This is a genomic window from Streptomyces sp. NPDC048504 (assembly GCF_043200035.1).
Taxonomy (GTDB): domain Bacteria; phylum Actinomycetota; class Actinomycetes; order Streptomycetales; family Streptomycetaceae; genus Streptomyces.
The window spans coordinates 1-15,582 of the sequence record NZ_JBICXA010000032.1 but is presented as its reverse complement, the minus strand read 5'-3'; the positions used below and the strand labels follow the sequence as shown (position 1 = coordinate 15,582).

14 protein-coding genes and 1 pseudogene are annotated in these 15,582 nt (G+C 69.8%); 8 read left to right on the top strand and 7 right to left on the bottom strand.

Annotation, left to right across the window (positions count from 1 at the left end):
* Window positions 1–66 precede the first annotated feature (66 nt).
* The 4 genes from ACGFY9_RS47705 (at window position 67) to ACGFY9_RS47690 (ending at window position 3,990) form a co-directional block, all read left to right on the top strand.
* The gene (locus ACGFY9_RS47705; RefSeq protein ID WP_393765247.1) at window positions 67–2,040 is read left to right on the top strand and encodes a discoidin domain-containing protein; all 1,974 of its coding nucleotides are present in this window, start codon (window positions 67–69) and stop codon (window positions 2,038–2,040) included.
* A 132-nt stretch (window positions 2,041–2,172) separates the two neighbouring features.
* Window positions 2,173–2,826, top strand: a complete 654-nt coding sequence (locus tag ACGFY9_RS47700) for a hypothetical protein (protein ID WP_393765245.1) — start codon at window positions 2,173–2,175, stop codon at window positions 2,824–2,826.
* Between the two features lie 44 nt (window positions 2,827–2,870).
* On the top strand, window positions 2,871–3,287 hold the full coding sequence (locus tag ACGFY9_RS47695) for a DUF6153 family protein (RefSeq protein WP_393765243.1): 417 nt from the start codon (window positions 2,871–2,873) through the stop codon (window positions 3,285–3,287).
* 73 nt (window positions 3,288–3,360) lie between these two features.
* Complete coding sequence (locus ACGFY9_RS47690; RefSeq protein WP_393765241.1) at window positions 3,361–3,990, top strand: DUF305 domain-containing protein; 630 nt, start codon at window positions 3,361–3,363, stop codon at window positions 3,988–3,990.
* A 48-nt stretch (window positions 3,991–4,038) separates the two neighbouring features.
* Here ACGFY9_RS47690 and ACGFY9_RS47685 read toward each other — a convergent pair whose 3' ends face one another.
* Window positions 4,039–5,166, bottom strand: coding sequence for a DUF5954 family protein (locus ACGFY9_RS47685; protein WP_393765239.1), 1,128 nt, complete (start codon window positions 5,164–5,166; stop codon window positions 4,039–4,041).
* Between the two features lie 164 nt (window positions 5,167–5,330).
* Here ACGFY9_RS47685 and ACGFY9_RS47680 point away from each other — a divergent pair, with 164 nt between their 5' ends.
* Together ACGFY9_RS47680 and ACGFY9_RS47675 are read left to right on the top strand one after the other, a co-directional pair.
* Complete coding sequence (locus ACGFY9_RS47680) at window positions 5,331–5,993, top strand: NUDIX domain-containing protein (RefSeq protein ID WP_393765238.1); 663 nt, start codon at window positions 5,331–5,333, stop codon at window positions 5,991–5,993.
* A gap of 87 nt (window positions 5,994–6,080) precedes the next feature.
* Window positions 6,081–7,079, top strand: coding sequence for an aldo/keto reductase (locus ACGFY9_RS47675; protein ID WP_393765236.1), 999 nt, complete (start codon window positions 6,081–6,083; stop codon window positions 7,077–7,079).
* Here ACGFY9_RS47675 and ACGFY9_RS47670 read toward each other — a convergent pair.
* Genes ACGFY9_RS47670 through iolC form a run of 6 tightly spaced genes read right to left on the bottom strand, consistent with a single transcriptional unit; the run spans window position 7,069 to window position 14,085 of the window.
* Window positions 7,069–7,854: a GntR family transcriptional regulator gene (locus ACGFY9_RS47670; RefSeq protein WP_393765234.1), complete on the bottom strand. Its 786-nt coding sequence runs from the start codon at window positions 7,852–7,854 to the stop codon at window positions 7,069–7,071. The two genes, ACGFY9_RS47675 and ACGFY9_RS47670, sit on opposite strands and share 11 nt — an antisense overlap.
* A 33-nt stretch (window positions 7,855–7,887) precedes the next feature.
* On the bottom strand, window positions 7,888–9,381 hold the full coding sequence (locus ACGFY9_RS47665; protein ID WP_393765232.1) for a CoA-acylating methylmalonate-semialdehyde dehydrogenase: 1,494 nt from the start codon (window positions 9,379–9,381) through the stop codon (window positions 7,888–7,890).
* Between the two features lie 29 nt (window positions 9,382–9,410).
* Window positions 9,411–11,288: a 3D-(3,5/4)-trihydroxycyclohexane-1,2-dione acylhydrolase (decyclizing) gene (iolD, locus tag ACGFY9_RS47660; RefSeq protein ID WP_393765230.1), complete on the bottom strand. Its 1,878-nt coding sequence runs from the start codon at window positions 11,286–11,288 to the stop codon at window positions 9,411–9,413.
* The gene (gene iolB, locus ACGFY9_RS47655) at window positions 11,288–12,184 is read right to left on the bottom strand and encodes a 5-deoxy-glucuronate isomerase (protein WP_393765228.1); all 897 of its coding nucleotides are present in this window, start codon (window positions 12,182–12,184) and stop codon (window positions 11,288–11,290) included. Before iolB ends, iolD begins: the two co-directional genes overlap by 1 nt.
* Window positions 12,185–12,198: 14 nt before the next feature.
* Window positions 12,199–13,077, bottom strand: a complete 879-nt coding sequence (locus ACGFY9_RS47650; protein ID WP_393765226.1) for a deoxyribose-phosphate aldolase — start codon at window positions 13,075–13,077, stop codon at window positions 12,199–12,201.
* Between the two features lie 39 nt (window positions 13,078–13,116).
* A complete protein-coding gene (gene iolC / locus ACGFY9_RS47645; protein WP_393765224.1) occupies window positions 13,117–14,085 on the bottom strand; it encodes a 5-dehydro-2-deoxygluconokinase in 969 nt (322 codons plus the stop codon).
* Between the two features lie 289 nt (window positions 14,086–14,374).
* On the opposite strand from iolC, the gene ACGFY9_RS47640 reads away from it, so the two are divergent.
* Window positions 14,375–15,394 carry a sugar ABC transporter substrate-binding protein gene (locus ACGFY9_RS47640; protein WP_393765222.1) on the top strand — a complete coding sequence of 340 codons (1,020 nt, stop codon included), beginning with the start codon at window positions 14,375–14,377 and terminating at the stop codon, window positions 15,392–15,394.
* Window positions 15,394–15,582, top strand: a pseudogene (locus tag ACGFY9_RS47635) (ABC transporter permease); the annotation flags it as partial. The gene ACGFY9_RS47640 and the pseudogene ACGFY9_RS47635, both read left to right, overlap by 1 nt.

Sequence of the window (15,582 nt, the reverse complement as noted above, 5' to 3'; positions counted from 1 at the left end):
CACGCGCGCCCGGCGGCACCGACCACCGACCACCGACCGCCTGAAGAGGAGTCCGGAGGAGTCCCCATGGGTGTCACACGCAGAGTCTTCTTGAGAGCCGCGATCGCGACCACCGCCGTAGGAACGGTGGGAGCGACCGGGACCGTCCTCGCCCCCACCGCGTCGGCGGCCGGCGCGCCCGGCGACGTCGTCGGCAAGATCACCGTCGGCTATCAGGGCTGGTTCGCCTGTATCGGCGACGGAGCGCCCATCAACGGCTGGTGGCACTGGACCCAGAACTGGGGCCAGCCGCCGTCCCCGACCAACACCGGCATCAGTTGCTGGCCCGATGTGCGGGAGTACACCAACACGTACCAGACGTCGTACGCCGCCCTCGGCAACGGCCAGCCCGCCAAGCTGTTCTCCTCCTACGACCAGCAGACGGTCAACACCCACTTCCTGTGGATGCAGCAGAACAACATCGACACGGCAGCCCTGCAACGCTTCAACCCCACCGGCGGCGAGGGCCCCACCCGCGACGCCATGGCGACCAAGGTGCGCAGCGCCGCCGAGTCGTACGGGCGGAAGTTCTACATCATGTACGACGTCTCCAACTGGACGAACATGCAGTCCGAGATCAAGACGGACTGGACGAACAAGATGTCCGCGCACACGGCGAGTTCGGCCTACGCGAGGCAGAACGGCAAGCCGGTCGTCTGTATCTGGGGCTTTGGCTTCAACGACCCCAACCACCCCTTCACCCCCGACGCCTGCCTCGACATCGTCAACTGGTTCAAGAATCAAGGCTGTTACGTCATCGGCGGCGTCCCGCGCGAATGGCGGACGGGAACCGGGGGTTCACAGTCCGGCTTCTCGGGCGTCTATCACGCCTTCAACATGATCTCGCCGTGGATGGTCGGCGCCATCGGCAACGTGACCGAGGCCGACAACGCGTACACCACCTACACCGTCCCCGACCAGGCCGACTGCAACGCCAACGGCATCGACTTCCAGCCCTGCGTCCTGCCCGGTGACGTCTCCGGCCGGCAGCGCGCGCACGGCGACTTCATGTGGCGGCAGTTCTACAACATGGTGCGGGCCGGGGTGCAGGGCATCTACATCTCGATGTTCGACGAGTACAACGAGGGCAACCAGATCGCCAAGACCGCCGAGACCCAGGCGTGGGTGCCCACCAACTCCGGTTTCCTAGCCCTCGACGAGGACGGCACCGCCTGCTCCTCCGACTACTACTTGCGCCTGACCGGCGACGGCGGCCGCATGCTCAAGGGCCAGCTCGCACTGACCCCGACTCGGCCTACTCAGCCGGTGGTTGTCAGCGGCGGTGACACCACACCGCCCGCCGCGCCGGGTGGCCTGACCGCCACCGGGCACACCAGCGACTCCGTCTCCCTGAGCTGGAACACGGCGACCGACAACGTCGGCGTGAGCGGCTACCGCGTCCTGCGGGTGTCGGGCTCGACCAGCACCCAGGTGGGTACGACCGGCTCAACCTCCTTCACGGTCACCGGGCTTGGCGCGTCGACGGCGTACACCTTCGACGTCGTCGCCTACGACGCGGCGGGCAACGTGTCCCAGCCCTCCAACCAGGTCACCGTCACCACCGACCCCCCGTCCAGCACCACCAACCTGGCGCTCCACCAACCCACTTCGGAGAGCAGCCACACCCAGTCGTACGCCTCGGGCAACGCGACCGACAGCGACGCGAACACCTACTGGGAGTCCGCCAACAACGCCTTCCCGCAGTGGATCCAGGTCGACCTGGGCGCCGTGACCGGCGTCAAGCGGATCGTCCTGAGACTTCCCCCGGCCGCCGCGTGGGCCGCCCGTACCCAGACGATCTCCGTCCAGGGCGGCACGGACGCCGGCACCTCCACCCAGCTGCTCGCCTCGGCGGGCTACACCTTCGACCCGGCGACCGGGAACACCGCGACCCTCACGCTTCCCTCCACCGTGACCACCCGCTATGTACGGCTCAACATCACCGCGAACAACGGCTGGCCGGCCGGGCAGGTCTCGGAGTTGCAGGTCTTCGGCGCCTGACTCCGGTACGTCCGATGGGGGGTGTTGCCAGGACCACCCCCGATCCGGTCCTCAGGCCCAGGGACCGTGAGCGCCGTCGGCGGCAGGATTCAAGACGTACCGAATCCACCACACGGAACTCCGGGGGACCCCATGAACGAAATGTCGGCAAGGCGTCTGGCGGGCGGTGCGGGCATCGCAGCCGCCGTCGCTCTCATCGTCGAAGTGCCCCTGTACTTCGTCTACTCGGGCCCGCCGCCGGACGCCAACGTGCTGGCCCGGCTGCTGATCGGGATCGTCGCGCTGGCCTTCCTGCTCGTGTTCGTGACCGCGTTCCGCGAGCTGGTGAAGCGCGTGAATCCCGAGTACGAGTGGGCCGGTTCGATGGCCTTCACGGCAGGGCTGGTCTACACGACGATCACGCTGGTCTCCAGCGGACTGGAGGCCGGCGCGGTCATCGCCGCCGACCATCCGATCGACCCGACGATCGACGTCAGCGGCACCTACATCCTCTACGGGTCGATCTCCCGGCTCATGCTGGCGTTCTTCCTGACCGCGCTGGGCTTCGCCGTCTCCCGCACGCGACTGCTGCCGCGCTGGACCAGCAGGTCGGCGTACGTCCTGGCCGCGATCAACCTCGCCTTCGTACCGTCCCTGTTCTTCGGGAACACCCCCGCGCACTTCTACGCGGCGAACGGCTGGGGCACCACCGCCCTGATGGGCGCGATCCTCAGCTACTGGCTGCTGGCCCTGGGCATCTCCACCTACCGCAGCGCGAAGGCGCCCGCGGCGGGGGCACTCATCTAGGTGTCCGGTGCGGGCCCGATACCCAGGGTGGGTATGGTGGCGTCATGGCCCGTCCCGAGCAGCCCGTAGGACCGCACCCTCACGTGCGGTCCTACGGGCTGCTCGTCGCCGTCCTGCTGTTCGGCCTGCTCGGGATGCACGGGCTGGGGCCCGTTCCCATGGCCCAGCCCGCTCACGGGCACACCATGGCGGCTACGACCGTAACGACGGGCGAGAGGGCGTCGACGCCGGACGACTGCGATCACGGCGCGGGCGACTGCGGCGGCAGCCACATGGCGCACGCCGACGCGACCTGCGCCTCCGCGTCCGTCGCGGGTGCTCCGGCCGTGGTTCCGGTGCTGCAACCCGATGTGGCGGCCTGCGCCGAGGTGCCCGACGGCCGTACGTCCGGGGCGAGCGGCGGTCCCGACGGGGGCCGGGCCCCGCCCTCCCTCGCCGAACTCCAACTCCTGCGGATCTAGAGCGGCCCGCGCGACACGTCATCGTGCGCGCACCGGCATGCCCTGAACGGATCCACACACCAGGAGTTCCACCATGACCGCACAGCGCAGGTTCGTCCGTCGTACCGTTCTCGCCGTCACCGCCTCGGTGGCCGCCCTCACGCTCGCCGCGTGCGGCAACGACGGCGACGGCAAGGCGAGCGGCGGGACCGCGACCGCGTCCGACAGCGCGACCGGCAGCCACAACGCCGCGGACGTCTCCTTCTCGAAGGAGATGATCCAGCACCACCGCCAGGCCGTGGAGATGGCCGGACTGGCCGCCAGCCACGCCTCCTCGGCGCAGGTCAAGAGCCTCGCCACGAAGATCGAGGGCGCCCAGGCCCCGGAGATCAAGACCATGTCCGGCTGGCTCACCTCGTGGGGCGAGCAGGTCCCGAAGGACATGCCCGGCATGGACTCCGGCATGAACCACGACATGTCGTCGTCCGCCACGCCCGGCATGATGAGCGACGCCGACATGGGCAAGCTGGAGAAGGCCTCCGGCGCCGACTTCGACACCATGTTCCTCAGCATGATGGTCGAGCACCATGAGGGCGCCATCGACATGGCCAAGACCGAGAAGGCGGACGGGAGTTACGCCCCCGCCACCGAACTCGCGGTCGACGTGATCACGGCTCAGAGCGCCGAGATCAAGCAGATGAACAAGATGCTCGGCAAGAGCTGACACCAGCGGTGGAGGGTGGGGCCGGTCGGTCCCGCCCTCCACCCCGGCTCAGCTTTCTTCCGCGGCCTCGCGCCGTTTCCGCTGCTCCTCGAACAGCCGTAGGAACTCCTTCGCCTGTTCGTCCGCCACGCGGCGCTGCTCGGTCTCCTCCTCGTTCAGCACCCGGTACTCGTCGAACACGCCCTCCTCGCGGAGCTGCTTCTCCTGGACGGCGGTGGGGAGTTCGGGGTCGGGGTCGGAGGGGCGCGGGCCCTCGGGTCCGTCCGGGCCGACGCGCACGAGGCGTTCCACGCGCACGATGCGCGTCCGGCAGCCGTCGATCACGATCTCGTCGCAGCGTTCGGCGTCGATCCGGTCGGCCAGCCGCCCGTACTCCGCCTTGGTCTCCTCGTCGAGCTGCTCCATGACCGGCGCCATCACCCGCAGATAGGTGGTGAGCGTGTCCCGTGATCCCTGCGGGCTGGCGTTCGTCATCTGGGTCGGCGCCCAGTGGCCGTCCGAGAACTCTGCCGCGGTGAACTCGGCGGGCAGCAGCACGCCCCCGGGATGCGTCTCCAGAGCGCGCAACGAGTCCTTCCGTACGGCGGCGGGAGCGGTGCCCTTGGCGTGGACCAGCGACAGGAGTTCCATGCGCAGGATGCCCTCGGACATCCCCGTCGGGGTGAAGGGGTCGATCACGAATCCCTTGGTACGGCCGCGGTATTCGTGACCGTGCCCCACCTTGGCCGGGTCGGGGTCGGACGGCCGGGGCGGTTCCGGTCCCGTCGGTCCCATCCGGATGAACTGGTCGCCCCGCACGATCCGGAACCGGCGCCCCAGCACCGTGAGTTCGTCCAGGGCCTCCCAGTCCAGCCGCTCCGCGTTCCGCAGCCACTCCCGCTGGGTCTCCGGGTCGCCGGCGTCCTCGGCGGTCCGTGCCTGTTCGCGGAAGGTCATGGCCATGGTGTCGCGGGCGCCCTGCGGGTAGGGGGTGGAGAAGAGGGAGACGATCTTCCAGCCGCCGGTCTCGATCTCCTCGGCCACACCGAATATCGCGCCACCACCGCCGAGGACGTCCGGATAGGCCTCGCGGGCCTGCCACGCCTCCACGTCCGCGAGGGCAGCCGCCGGGGCGTCCGGCTGGGCTTCCATCCTGATCATCCGGTATCCGGGTACCTGATCACCGTGCTCAGACATGTTTCCAGCATGCCCGGACGAGGGGACGGTTCGCGACGAATCAACGCAACCGGCACACCAGTTGAACTCCCGGGGCACCGCTTTTGGCCATGCGTCCCGACCCCGGGGTGATAGACGTCGGACATGAACAACTCGATCATCCCTTCCCGTCCGGCCGGTGTCCGATGACCGCGGGCGCCGACACCCCCGACCGCCGGGGCCGCACCGGCCTGGACCGCACCGGCCTCGACCTGACCGGCAACCCGCGCGTCAGGGTCCGCGACGTGACCCTGCTGTCCAGCCACTGGTACGTCGAGCGGACCACGACCTTCGACTTCCAGCACGGCGACGGCACGTGGACCACCCAGGAGCGCGAGACCCACGACCGCGGCAACGGCGCGACCCTGCTCCTCTACGACGCCGAGCGCGAAACGGTCCTGCTCACCCGCCAGTTCCGCTTCCCCGTGTACGTCAACGGCCACCCCGACGGCATGCTCGTCGAGACCCCGGGCGGACTCCTCGACGACGATGACGAGCACCCGGAGGAGGCCGTACGCCGCGAGGTCGTGGAGGAGACCGGGCACACCGTCGGAGAGGTCGAGCACGTCTTCGACGTCTACATGAGCCCCGGCTCGGTCACCGAACGCATCGGTTTCTACGCCGCGTCCTACGGCCCCTCGACCCGCACCCACGAGGGCGGCGGCCTCCAGGAGGAGGGCGAGGACATCGAGATCCTCGAACTGCCCTTCCGCAGAGCCCTGGAGATGATCCGGAGCGGGGAGATCGCCGACGCCAAGACCATCATGCTGCTCCAATGGGCCGCGCTGGACGGGCCGTTCGCCAAGTAGCCGCCCGGGGCCTTGACTTGAAGTGCGCTTCAGGAGGAAGACTCCCGTTCGCGCCCGGATGACCGGGTGCGAACGGGAGGGATCACCATGAAGTACCGCACGATAGGAGCCGATCCGGCGCATCGCCGTGAGGTGAGCGTGCTCGCGCTCGGCGCGATGCTGTTCGGCTCCCGCACCGACGAGGCGACCTCCTTCGCCGTGCTCGACCGCTATGTCGAGGCCGGCGGGAACTTCATCGACACGTCCGACAACTACGCCTTCTGGACCGACGGCAGCCAGGGCGGCCAGAGCGAGAAGCTGCTCGGACGGTGGCGGCGCAGCCGCGGCATCGGCGACGAGATCGTCATCGCCACCAAGCTCGGCGCCCGTCCCCTGGCACCCGGCACGGGCTTCGTCGACAACCCGGAGGGCCTGTCCGCGAAGGTCATCCGCGAGTCGGCCGAGCGCAGCCGCGAACGCCTCGGTGTGGACAAGCTCGATGTGCTGTACGCGCACATCGAGGATCAGAGCGTTCCGCTGCAGGAGACCGTCGAGGGGTTCGCCGAGTTGGTGGCCGAGGGCACCGTCGGTCTCCTCGGCGTCAGCAACCACGCGGTCTGGCGCGTGGAACGGGCTCGCGCGCTCGCCGCCGCGGCAGGCCTGCCCGGCTACGAGGTCCTCCAGTACCAGCACAGCTATCTGCGCCCCCGGAGCGACGTACCGTCCGAGCTCTTCCCCGACGGCAGCCTCGGCAGCGCCGGCCCGGACCTGCTCGGCTATCTGCGCGCCGAGCCCGCCCTCACCCTGGTCGCCTACTCACCCCTGCTGGCCGGCGCCTACACCCGCGAGGACAAACCGCTGCCCGCCGACTACGACCACCCCGGCACCCCCGCCCGCCTCGCCGCACTGCGGGAGGTGGCGAAGGAGACCGGGGCGAGCGTCAACCAGGTGGTACTGGCCTGGCAGTTGGGCGGGCCGCTGCCGATCGTGCCGCTCGCGGGCGCGTCGTCGGTGGCGCAGCTGGAGGAGAACCTTGCCGCCGTGGACCTGGAGTTGACGGCGGAGCAGCGCGAACTCCTCGACTCCGCCGTACAGTTCAGGGCCTGACCAGCAGCTGGAAGTCGAACGCGTACCGCGACGCCCGGTAGATGTGTGTGCCGTACTCGACCGCCCGCCCCGTGTCGTCGTACGCCGTGCGCTGCATGGTGAGCAGGGCGGCGCCCTCCTTCTCGTCGAGGCGGGTGGCCTCCGCGGGGGTGGCCGAGCGGGCGCCTATCGTCTGGCGGGCGCTGTGCAGGGTGATGCCGGCCGTGCGCAGCATCCGGTACAGGCCCGTCGACTCCAGCCGGGCGGTGTCGAGTTGGAGCAGATTCGCCGGGAGGTAGTTGCAGAGGAACGCCATCGGCTGGCCGTGGGTGGAGCGCAGCCGTTCAAGGAGGGTGACCTCGCTGCCCTCCGGGACACCGAGGGCGGCCGCGACATCCGCGGTCGCGGGCACGCCCTCGTTGCGCAGCACCTCGGTGGTCGGGCCCTGTCCGGCCGACTCCAGGTCGTCGTAGAGGCTGCTGAGTTCCAGCGGTCTCTTGACCTGGCTGTGCACCACCTGCGTGCCGACCCCGCGCCGCCGGACCAACAGCCCCTTGTCGACAAGGGATTGGATGGCCTGGCGGACGGTGGGGCGGGACAGGCCGAGGCGTACGGACAGGTCGATCTCGTTGCCCAGGAGGTTGCCCGGCGCGAGGGTGCCGTGCTCGATCGCCGCCTCCAGCTGCTGCGCGAGCTGGTAGTACAGCGGCACCGGACTGTTGCGGTCCAGGGCGAAATGCAGGGCATCGAGCGGGGACCCGGTCACGGCGCGGGAGTAGCCACCGGTCTTCGCCACTGAGGGCACCTCCTCACGGATCATGACGGATTGTCAGGAGTTGCTGGGGAAGCCGAGGTTGATGCCACCGTCGGCCGGGTCCGGCCAGCGGGTGGTGATGACCTTGCCCTGCGTGTAGAACGCGATGCCGTCGTTGCCGTAGATGTGGAGGTCTCCGAAGAGGGAGTCCTTCCAGCCGCCGAAGGAGTGGTAGCCGACGGGCACCGGGATCGGCACGTTCACGCCGACCATGCCCGCCTTGACCTCCATCTGGAAGCGGCGGGCGGCGCCGCCGTCGCGGGTGAAGATCGCGGTGCCGTTGCCCCAACGGGAGCTGTTGATCAGGGTGATGGCCTCGTCGTAGGACTCGGCGCGGACGACGACCAGGACCGGGCCGAAGATCTCGTCCTTGTACGCGTCCGCCGTCAGCGGCACCTTGTCGAGGAGGGAGACGCCGAGGAAGAAGCCGTCCTCGTGGCCCTCGACCGAGAAGCCGGTGCCGTCGACGACGACCTCGGCGCCCTGCTCGGCGGCCGACGCGACGTACGAGGCGACCTTGTCGCGGTGCTCGCGGGTGATGAGCGGGCCCATCTCGGACGCCGGGTCGTTGCCCGGGCCGATGCGCAGGTTGCCGGCGCGCTCGGCGATCTTGGCGACCAGCTCGTCGCCGGTGTCGCCGACGGCGACCACGACGGAGACGGCCATGCAGCGCTCGCCGGCCGAACCGTAGGCCGCGTTGATCGCCTGGTCGGCCGCGAAGTCCAGGTCCGCGTCGGGGAGGACCAGCATGTGGTTCTTGGCGCCGCCGAGGGCCTGTACGCGCTTGCCGTGCTCAACAGCCTTGAGCTGGATGTACTTCGCGATCGGCGTCGAGCCGACGAAGGAGACGGCCTCGACGTCCGGGTGCTCCAGGATGCGGTCGACGGCGACCTTGTCGCCCTGCACGACGTTCAGCACACCCTGGGGGAGGCCCGCCTCGGAGGCGAGTTCGGCCAGGCGGTAGGACGCCGACGGGTCCTTCTCACTGGGCTTGAGGACGAAGGTGTTGCCCGTCGCGATCGCGAGGGGGAACATCCACATCGGCACCATGGCCGGGAAGTTGAACGGGGTGATACCCGCAACCACGCCCAGGGGCTGGCGAATCGAGGCCACGTCCACGCGGGTCGAGACCTGCGTCGAGAGTTCGCCCTTCAGCTGCACGCTGATGCCGCAGGCGAGTTCGACGATCTCCATGCCGCGCGCGACCTCGCCGAGCGCGTCCGAGTGCACCTTGCCGTGCTCGGCGGTGATCAGCTCGGCGATCTCGTCGCGGTGCGCGTCCAGCAGCTCGCGGTACTTGAACAGGATCGCGGTGCGCTTGGCGAGGGAGGCGACGCCCCAGCTCTCGAACGCGGCCTTCGCGGAGGCGACGGCGGCGTCCACCTCGTCGACGGTCGCGAAGCCGACCTGCTTCTCCTGCGCGCCGGTCGCCGGGTTGTATACGGGACCGAAGCGGCCCGAGGTGCTCTCGACGGGCTTGCCGTCGATCCAGTGAGTGATCGTCTTCATGGTGCAAAGGCCTTTCGGGGGAGGGGAGTTCAGAGGTGGCGGCGACGGTCGGCGACCTGGCGGTCGTACTCCTCGCGGGCCTGTACGGCCGATGCGCGCGAGGCGGTCTCGGCGACCGGTACGTCCCACCAGGCCTCGGCCGGGGGAGCGGTCGGGGTGGCGGTGTCGGTCTCGACGTAGACGCACGTCGGCCGGTCGGAGGCGCGGGCCGTGGCGAGCGCCTCGCGCAGTTCGCGGACCGTCTTGGCGCGCAGGACGTCCATGCCGAGGCTGGCCGCGTTGGCGGCGAGGTCGACCGGGAGCGGGGCGCCGGAGAAGGTGCCGTCGGCCGCGCGGTAGCGGTAGGCGGTGCCGAAGCGCTCGCCGCCGACGGACTCGGAGAGGCCGCCGATGGAGGCGTAGCCGTGGTTCTGGATGAGGACCAGGTTGACCGGGAGGCCCTCCTGGACCGCCGTGACGATCTCGGTCGGCATCATCAGGTAGGTGCCGTCGCCGACCAGCGACCAGACGGGGGTGTCGGGGGCGGCCTGCTGGACGCCGATGCCGGCCGGGATCTCGTAGCCCATGCAGGAGTAGCCGTATTCGAGGTGGTACTGGCGCGGGCCGCGGGCCCGCCACAGCTTGTGCAGGTCGCCGGGGAGGGAACCGGCCGCGTTGATGACCACGTCGTCGTCGCCCACGATCGCGTCGAGGGCGCCGAGGAGTTGGGTCTGGGTCGGCACGGCGTTCTCGTCGGCGGCGGTGAACGCGGTGTCGACAACCTGCTCCCACCGCTCCTTGCCTTCGCGGTACTCGGCCTCGTAAACCGAGTTCACACGGTGATCGGCGAGTGCCTCGGTCAACGCGGTGAGTCCCGCCCTCGCGTCGCACACCAGCGTCCGCGCCGCCAGCTTGTGGGCGTCGAACGCGGTGATGTTGAGGTTCACGAAGCGGACGGCCGGGTTCTGGAACAGGGTGTGGGAGGCCGTCGTGAAGTCCGTGTAGCGGGTGCCGACGCCGATCACCAGGTCCGCCGTGCGCGCGATGTCGTCGCTGACCGCCGTGCCGGTGTGGCCGATGCCGCCCAGGTCGGCCGGGTGGTCGTAGCGCAGCGAACCCTTGCCCGCCTGGGTGGAGGCGACCGGGATGCCGGTGACGTCCACCAGCGCCTTCAGGGCCTCCTCGGCCCGGCTGTGGTGGATGCCGCCGCCCGCGACGATCACCGGACGCTCGGCGGCCCGGATCGCCGCGACCGCCTCCGCCAGCTCGGACGGATCGGCCGCAGGACGCCGTACGTGCCACACGCGGTCGGCGAAGAACTCCTCCGGCCAGTCGTACGCCTCGGCCTGAACGTCCTGCGGCAGCGCGAGAGTCACCGCTCCCGTCTCGACCGGGTCGGCCAGCACGCGCATCGCGTTCAACGCGGCCGGGATCAACGCCTCGGGCCGCATGACGCGGTCGAAGTAGCGGGAGACCGGGCGCAGCGTGTCGTTGACCGAGAGGTCCGCCTCGACCGGGTGCTCCAGCTGCTGGAGCAGCGGGTCGGCGGCACGGGTCGCGAAGTAGTCGCCGGGCAGGAGCAGGACCGGCAGGCGGTTGATCGTGGCCAGCGCGGCGCCCGTGACCAGGTTCGTGGCGCCCGGTCCGATCGACGTGGTCACGGCCTGCGCGGAGAGCCGGTCGAGCTGGCGGGTGTAGCCAACTGCCGCGTGCACCATGGCCTGTTCGTTGCGGCCCTGGTGGAACGGCATCGTGTCCTCGCCCGCCTCAAGGAGCGCCTGGCCGAGTCCGGCAACGTTGCCATGGCCGAAGATGCCCCAGGTGCCGGCGATCAGCCGGTGCCGTACGCCGTCGCGCTCGGTGTACTGGACCGACAGGAACTGCACCAGGGCCTGGGCGACGGTCAGGCGGCGGGTGGGGGTGCTCATCAGGACTTCTCCGGTGCCGTGTAGAGGGGGAGGCGGGGGTCGACGGGCTGCTCGGGCCAGGTGCCGCGGACCCAGGCGTGATCGGGGTGGTCGCAGATCAGCCAGGAGCGGTCGTCCTCGGGACCCGCCATGACGTTGAGGTAGTACATGTGGTGACCGGGCACCGCCATCGAGGGCCCGTGCCAGCCGTCGGGGATCAACACGACGTCTCCGCCCCGGACTTCGGCCAGGACGTCCGTGTTACGGCCCTGTCCGGACGGGGAGACGCGCTGGTAGCCGAGACCGGGGGTGCCCTCGTGGTCGGCGAACTCGAAGTAGTAGACCTCTTCGAGGACGGACTCCTCGCCGGGCCGGTGCTCGTCGTGCTTGTGCGGAGGGAAGGAGGACCAGTTCCCGCCGGGCGTGATCACTTCTACGGCGATGAGCTTGTCGCACTCGAAGACGCCGGCCGCGCCGAAGTTGTTGACCTGCCGTGAGCTGTTGCCGGTGCCGCGCAGCTCCACCGGCACCGACGCGGCCGGGCCGTAGCGGGCGGGCAGCCGTCGGGTGCAGCGGGCGCCGGTCAGCGCGAAACGGCCACCGCCGGGCGACGAGATCGTCGTACGGGAATCGCGGGGGACATACGCGAAGTCGCTCACGGCGGTGAACACGCTCTCGCGGCCGTGGAGTTCGAAGGTGTCGTGGCCGAAGTCGTCGGCGGCGGCGACCGTGCAGGCGCCGCTCAGCGGGACGACGATCCACTCGCTGTCGTCGGTGTCGAAGGTGTGGGTGCCGCCCGGCGGCAGCTCCAGGACCCGCAGGCTGGAGTAGCCCCAGGCCGCCGACTCGGGGGTGACGTCCACGACGTAGGGGCCGCCGAGGGCCTTGCCTGCGGGAAGGTGGTACGCGCTCGTCATGGTGTGCCTCCGGTTCACAACAGACCTACAGCGGTGTCCACCGCCGTCTCCACGCCGCCGTCGGCGGGGTACAGCAGGGAGCGGCCCACGACCAGGCCCTGGACGGTGGGCAGGCGCAGCGTCTTGCGCCACTTCTCGTACGCGCCCTCCTGGTCGTCCCCGACCTCGCCGCCGAGGAGGACGGCCGGCAGCGTCGAGGTCTCCAGGACCTCGGCCATGTCGTCCGGGTCGTCGGTGACGGGCAGTTTCAGCCAGGTGTAGGCGGAGGTGCCGCCCAGGCCCGAGGAGATCGCGATCGAGCGGGTCACGGCTTCGGCGGACAGGTCGTTGCGGACCTTGCCGTCGACGCGGCGGGATATGAACGGCTCCACGAACAGGGGGAGTCGGCGAGCCGCCATGTCGTCGATGGCGCGCGCGGTGGACTCCAGGGTGGTGAGGGAGCCCGGGTCGCTGTAGTCGATGCGGAGCAGCAGCTTGCCCGCGTCGAAGCTGAGGCGCTCGATGTCCTGGGCGCGGTGGCCGGTGAACCGGTCGTCCATCTCGAAGGCGGCGCCGGACAGGCCGCCGCGGTTCATCGAGCCCATCACGACCTTGCCGTCCAGGACACCGAGGAGGAGCAGGTCCTCCAGGATGTCGGCGGTGGCCAGCACCCCGTCGACGCCCGGCCGGGACAGCGCGATGCAGAGGCGTTCCAGCAGGTCGGCGCGGTTCGCCATGGCCGTGCGGTGGTCGCCGACGCCCAGGGCGCCGCGGGCCGGGTGGTCGGCGGCCACGATCATCAGGCGGCCGCTGTCGCCCAGCAGCGGGCGGCGGACCCGGCGGGCGGCCGCCTCGGCGATCGCCTCCGGGTGCCGGGCTCTGACCGTGACCAGGTCGGGAATGCTGATGCTCAAGAGAAGCTCCGTTCAGGGGTGGCTTTGGCGGCCACGCGATCAGTCACTCACCCGCGCGCCCACGAGGAGGTCCTCGACCTCGGACTCGGTGGGCATCGCGGTGGAGCAGGCGAGGCGGGAGGCGACGAGGGCGCCGGCCGCGTTGGCGAACCGCATGGACCGTTCCAGGTCCCAGCCGGACAGCAGCCCGTGGCACAGCGAGCCGCCGAACGCGTCGCCCGCGCCGAGACCGTTGAGCACCTCGACCGGGACCGGCGGCACCTCGGCGGTCGTGCCGTCGCGGTGCACGGCCAGGACGCCCTTGGGGCCCTGCTTGACGACGGCGAGTTCCACGCCCGCGTCGAGGAGTGCCTGGGCGCAGGCGTGGGGCTCGCGGACGCCGGTGGCGATCTCGCACTCGTCGAGGTTGCCGACCGCGACCGTCGTGTGGCGGAGGGCCTCGGCGTAGTACGGGCGGGCCTCCTCCGGGTCGTTCCAGAACATGGGGCGCCAGTCCAGGTCGAAGACCGTGGTGCCCGCCTTGTCGCGCGCCTTGAGGGCGGCGAGCGTGGCGGAGCGGCTCGGCTCCTCGCTGAGTCCGGTGCCGGTGATCCAGAAGACGCGGGCCTGGCGGATCGCGAAGTAGTCCAGCTCGTCGGTGCGGATCTCCAGGTCCGGGGCCTTGGGCTGCCGGTAGAAGTACAGCGGGAAGTCGTCCGGCGGGAAGATCTCGCAGAAGGTGACCGGGGTCGGGTAGTCCGCGACGGGCGTGACCCAGCGGTCGTCGACCCCGAAGCCCTTGAGGGCCTCGTGCAGATACGTCCCGAAGGGGTCGTCGCCGGTGCGGGTGATCACCGCGGTGGTCCGGCCGAGCCGGGCGGCGGCGACCGCCACATTGCTCGCGGAACCCCCGAGGAACTTGCCGAACGTCTCCACTCGGGCCAGCGGTACGCCAGACTGCAACGGGTAGAGATCGACCCCGATGCGGCCCATGGTGATGAGATCGAAGGACTGGGCTGACTCGGCCATGCGCGACACTCCTCTGAGCTGCTGGGGGGCGGGCGGGTCCCAGGGGCCTGCCGCCTCCCAGGTGTAGGTCTCGGAGGGGCTCCGTGTCAATAGTTTGTACTTACATTCGGACCTGCTCGTGAAATGATGTCTTAACAAAGTATTGACAGCGGACGCGCCCAGGGATTTGATTCCGTCCCAGCGCAACAGCCGTGTTTCGCGGCAAAGGGCCCAGGGCCGACAGGCCCCGAGCCCGGATTTCTGCGATCATGACTTCCTTTCCCCTGAAGCACAGTGAGGTGCAGGAAAGATGGACCGTTCCACTTACTCCCGCTCGCGCAGAATGGCCCCCTTCGTGGCGGTGGCCGCGGCAGCGGCCCTGACCCTCGCCGGCTGTTCCAGCAGCTCGGGGGGCAAGAAGTCCACCGAGGACTCCTCCGGCGCCTCCGCGGGCAAGGCGAGCACCCCTCGCATGACGGTCGCCCTGGTCACGCACCAGGCGCCCGGCGACACGTTCTGGGACATCGTCCGCAAGGGCGCCCAGGCCGCCGCCGCCAAGGACAACATCAAGCTCATCTACTCGGCCGACCCGAACGCGGGCAACCAGTCGAACCTGGTGCAGAACGCGATCGACCAGAAGGTCGACGGCATCGCGGTCACCCTCGCCAAGCCCGACGCCCTGAAGGACGTCATCGCCAAGGCGAAGACCGCGAACATACCCGTCGTGGGTCTCAACTCCGGTCTCAGCGACTGGAAGAAGCTCGGACTGCTGGAGTTCTTCGGCCAGGACGAGACGGTGGCCGGCGAGGCGCTCGGCAAGCGGCTGAACGCGGAAGGCGCCAAGAAGGCCGTCTGTGTCATCCAGGAGCAGGGCAACATCGGTCTGACGCAGCGGTGCGACGGTGTCAAGAAGACGTTCACCGGCACCACCGAGGTGCTCAACGTCAACGGCACGGACATGCCGTCGGTGAAGTCGACGATCACCGCCAAGCTCACGCAGGACAAGTCCATCGACTACGTCGTCACGCTGGGTGCCCCGTTCGCCATGACGGCCGTGCAGTCGCTGTCCGACGCGGGCAGCAAGGCGAAGGTCGCGACCTTCGACCTGAACAGCACCCTGACGGGCGCCATCAAGGCCGGCACCGTTCAGTTCGCGGTGGACCAGCAGCCGTACCTCCAGGGCTACTTGGCGGTCGACTCGCTGTGGCTCTACAAGAACAACGGCAACTACAGCGGCGGTGGTGAGCAGCCCGTACTGACCGGCCCGGCCTTCGTCGACAAGACCAACGTCGCAGCCGTCGCCAAGTACGCCGCCAACGGAACCCGGTGATGAGCATGACCCAGCACGCCGAGCCGGCGGTGACCTCACCGCCGGCCCCCGGCCCCAAGGAATCCGACGGCCGGACCTCTGAACGCCCCCTGGCGCTACGGTTGTTGGCGCGTCCGGAGGTGGGTGTCTTTCTCGGTGCGGCCGCGGTGTACGTGTTCTTCCTGATCGCGGCTCCGCCGGTGCGGGAC

Excerpts from the sequence above, each read along its gene's own strand:
- ACGFY9_RS47705 (WP_393765247.1), top strand. The coding sequence starts at position 67 with ATGGGTGTCACACGCAGAGTCTTCTTGAGAGCCGCGATCGCGACCACC.
- ACGFY9_RS47700 (WP_393765245.1), top strand. The coding sequence starts at position 2,173 with ATGAACGAAATGTCGGCAAGGCGTCTGGCGGGCGGTGCGGGCATCGCA.
- ACGFY9_RS47695 (WP_393765243.1), top strand. The coding sequence starts at position 2,871 with ATGGCCCGTCCCGAGCAGCCCGTAGGACCGCACCCTCACGTGCGGTCC.
- ACGFY9_RS47690 (WP_393765241.1), top strand. The coding sequence starts at position 3,361 with ATGACCGCACAGCGCAGGTTCGTCCGTCGTACCGTTCTCGCCGTCACC.
- ACGFY9_RS47685 (WP_393765239.1), bottom strand. The coding sequence starts at position 5,166 with ATGTCTGAGCACGGTGATCAGGTACCCGGATACCGGATGATCAGGATG.
- ACGFY9_RS47680 (WP_393765238.1), top strand. The coding sequence starts at position 5,331 with ATGACCGCGGGCGCCGACACCCCCGACCGCCGGGGCCGCACCGGCCTG.
- ACGFY9_RS47675 (WP_393765236.1), top strand. The coding sequence starts at position 6,081 with ATGAAGTACCGCACGATAGGAGCCGATCCGGCGCATCGCCGTGAGGTG.
- ACGFY9_RS47665 (WP_393765232.1), bottom strand. The coding sequence starts at position 9,381 with ATGAAGACGATCACTCACTGGATCGACGGCAAGCCCGTCGAGAGCACC.
- iolD (WP_393765230.1), bottom strand. The coding sequence starts at position 11,288 with ATGAGCACCCCCACCCGCCGCCTGACCGTCGCCCAGGCCCTGGTGCAG.
- iolB (WP_393765228.1), bottom strand. The coding sequence starts at position 12,184 with ATGACGAGCGCGTACCACCTTCCCGCAGGCAAGGCCCTCGGCGGCCCC.
- iolC (WP_393765224.1), bottom strand. The coding sequence starts at position 14,085 with ATGGCCGAGTCAGCCCAGTCCTTCGATCTCATCACCATGGGCCGCATC.
- ACGFY9_RS47640 (WP_393765222.1), top strand. The coding sequence starts at position 14,375 with ATGGACCGTTCCACTTACTCCCGCTCGCGCAGAATGGCCCCCTTCGTG.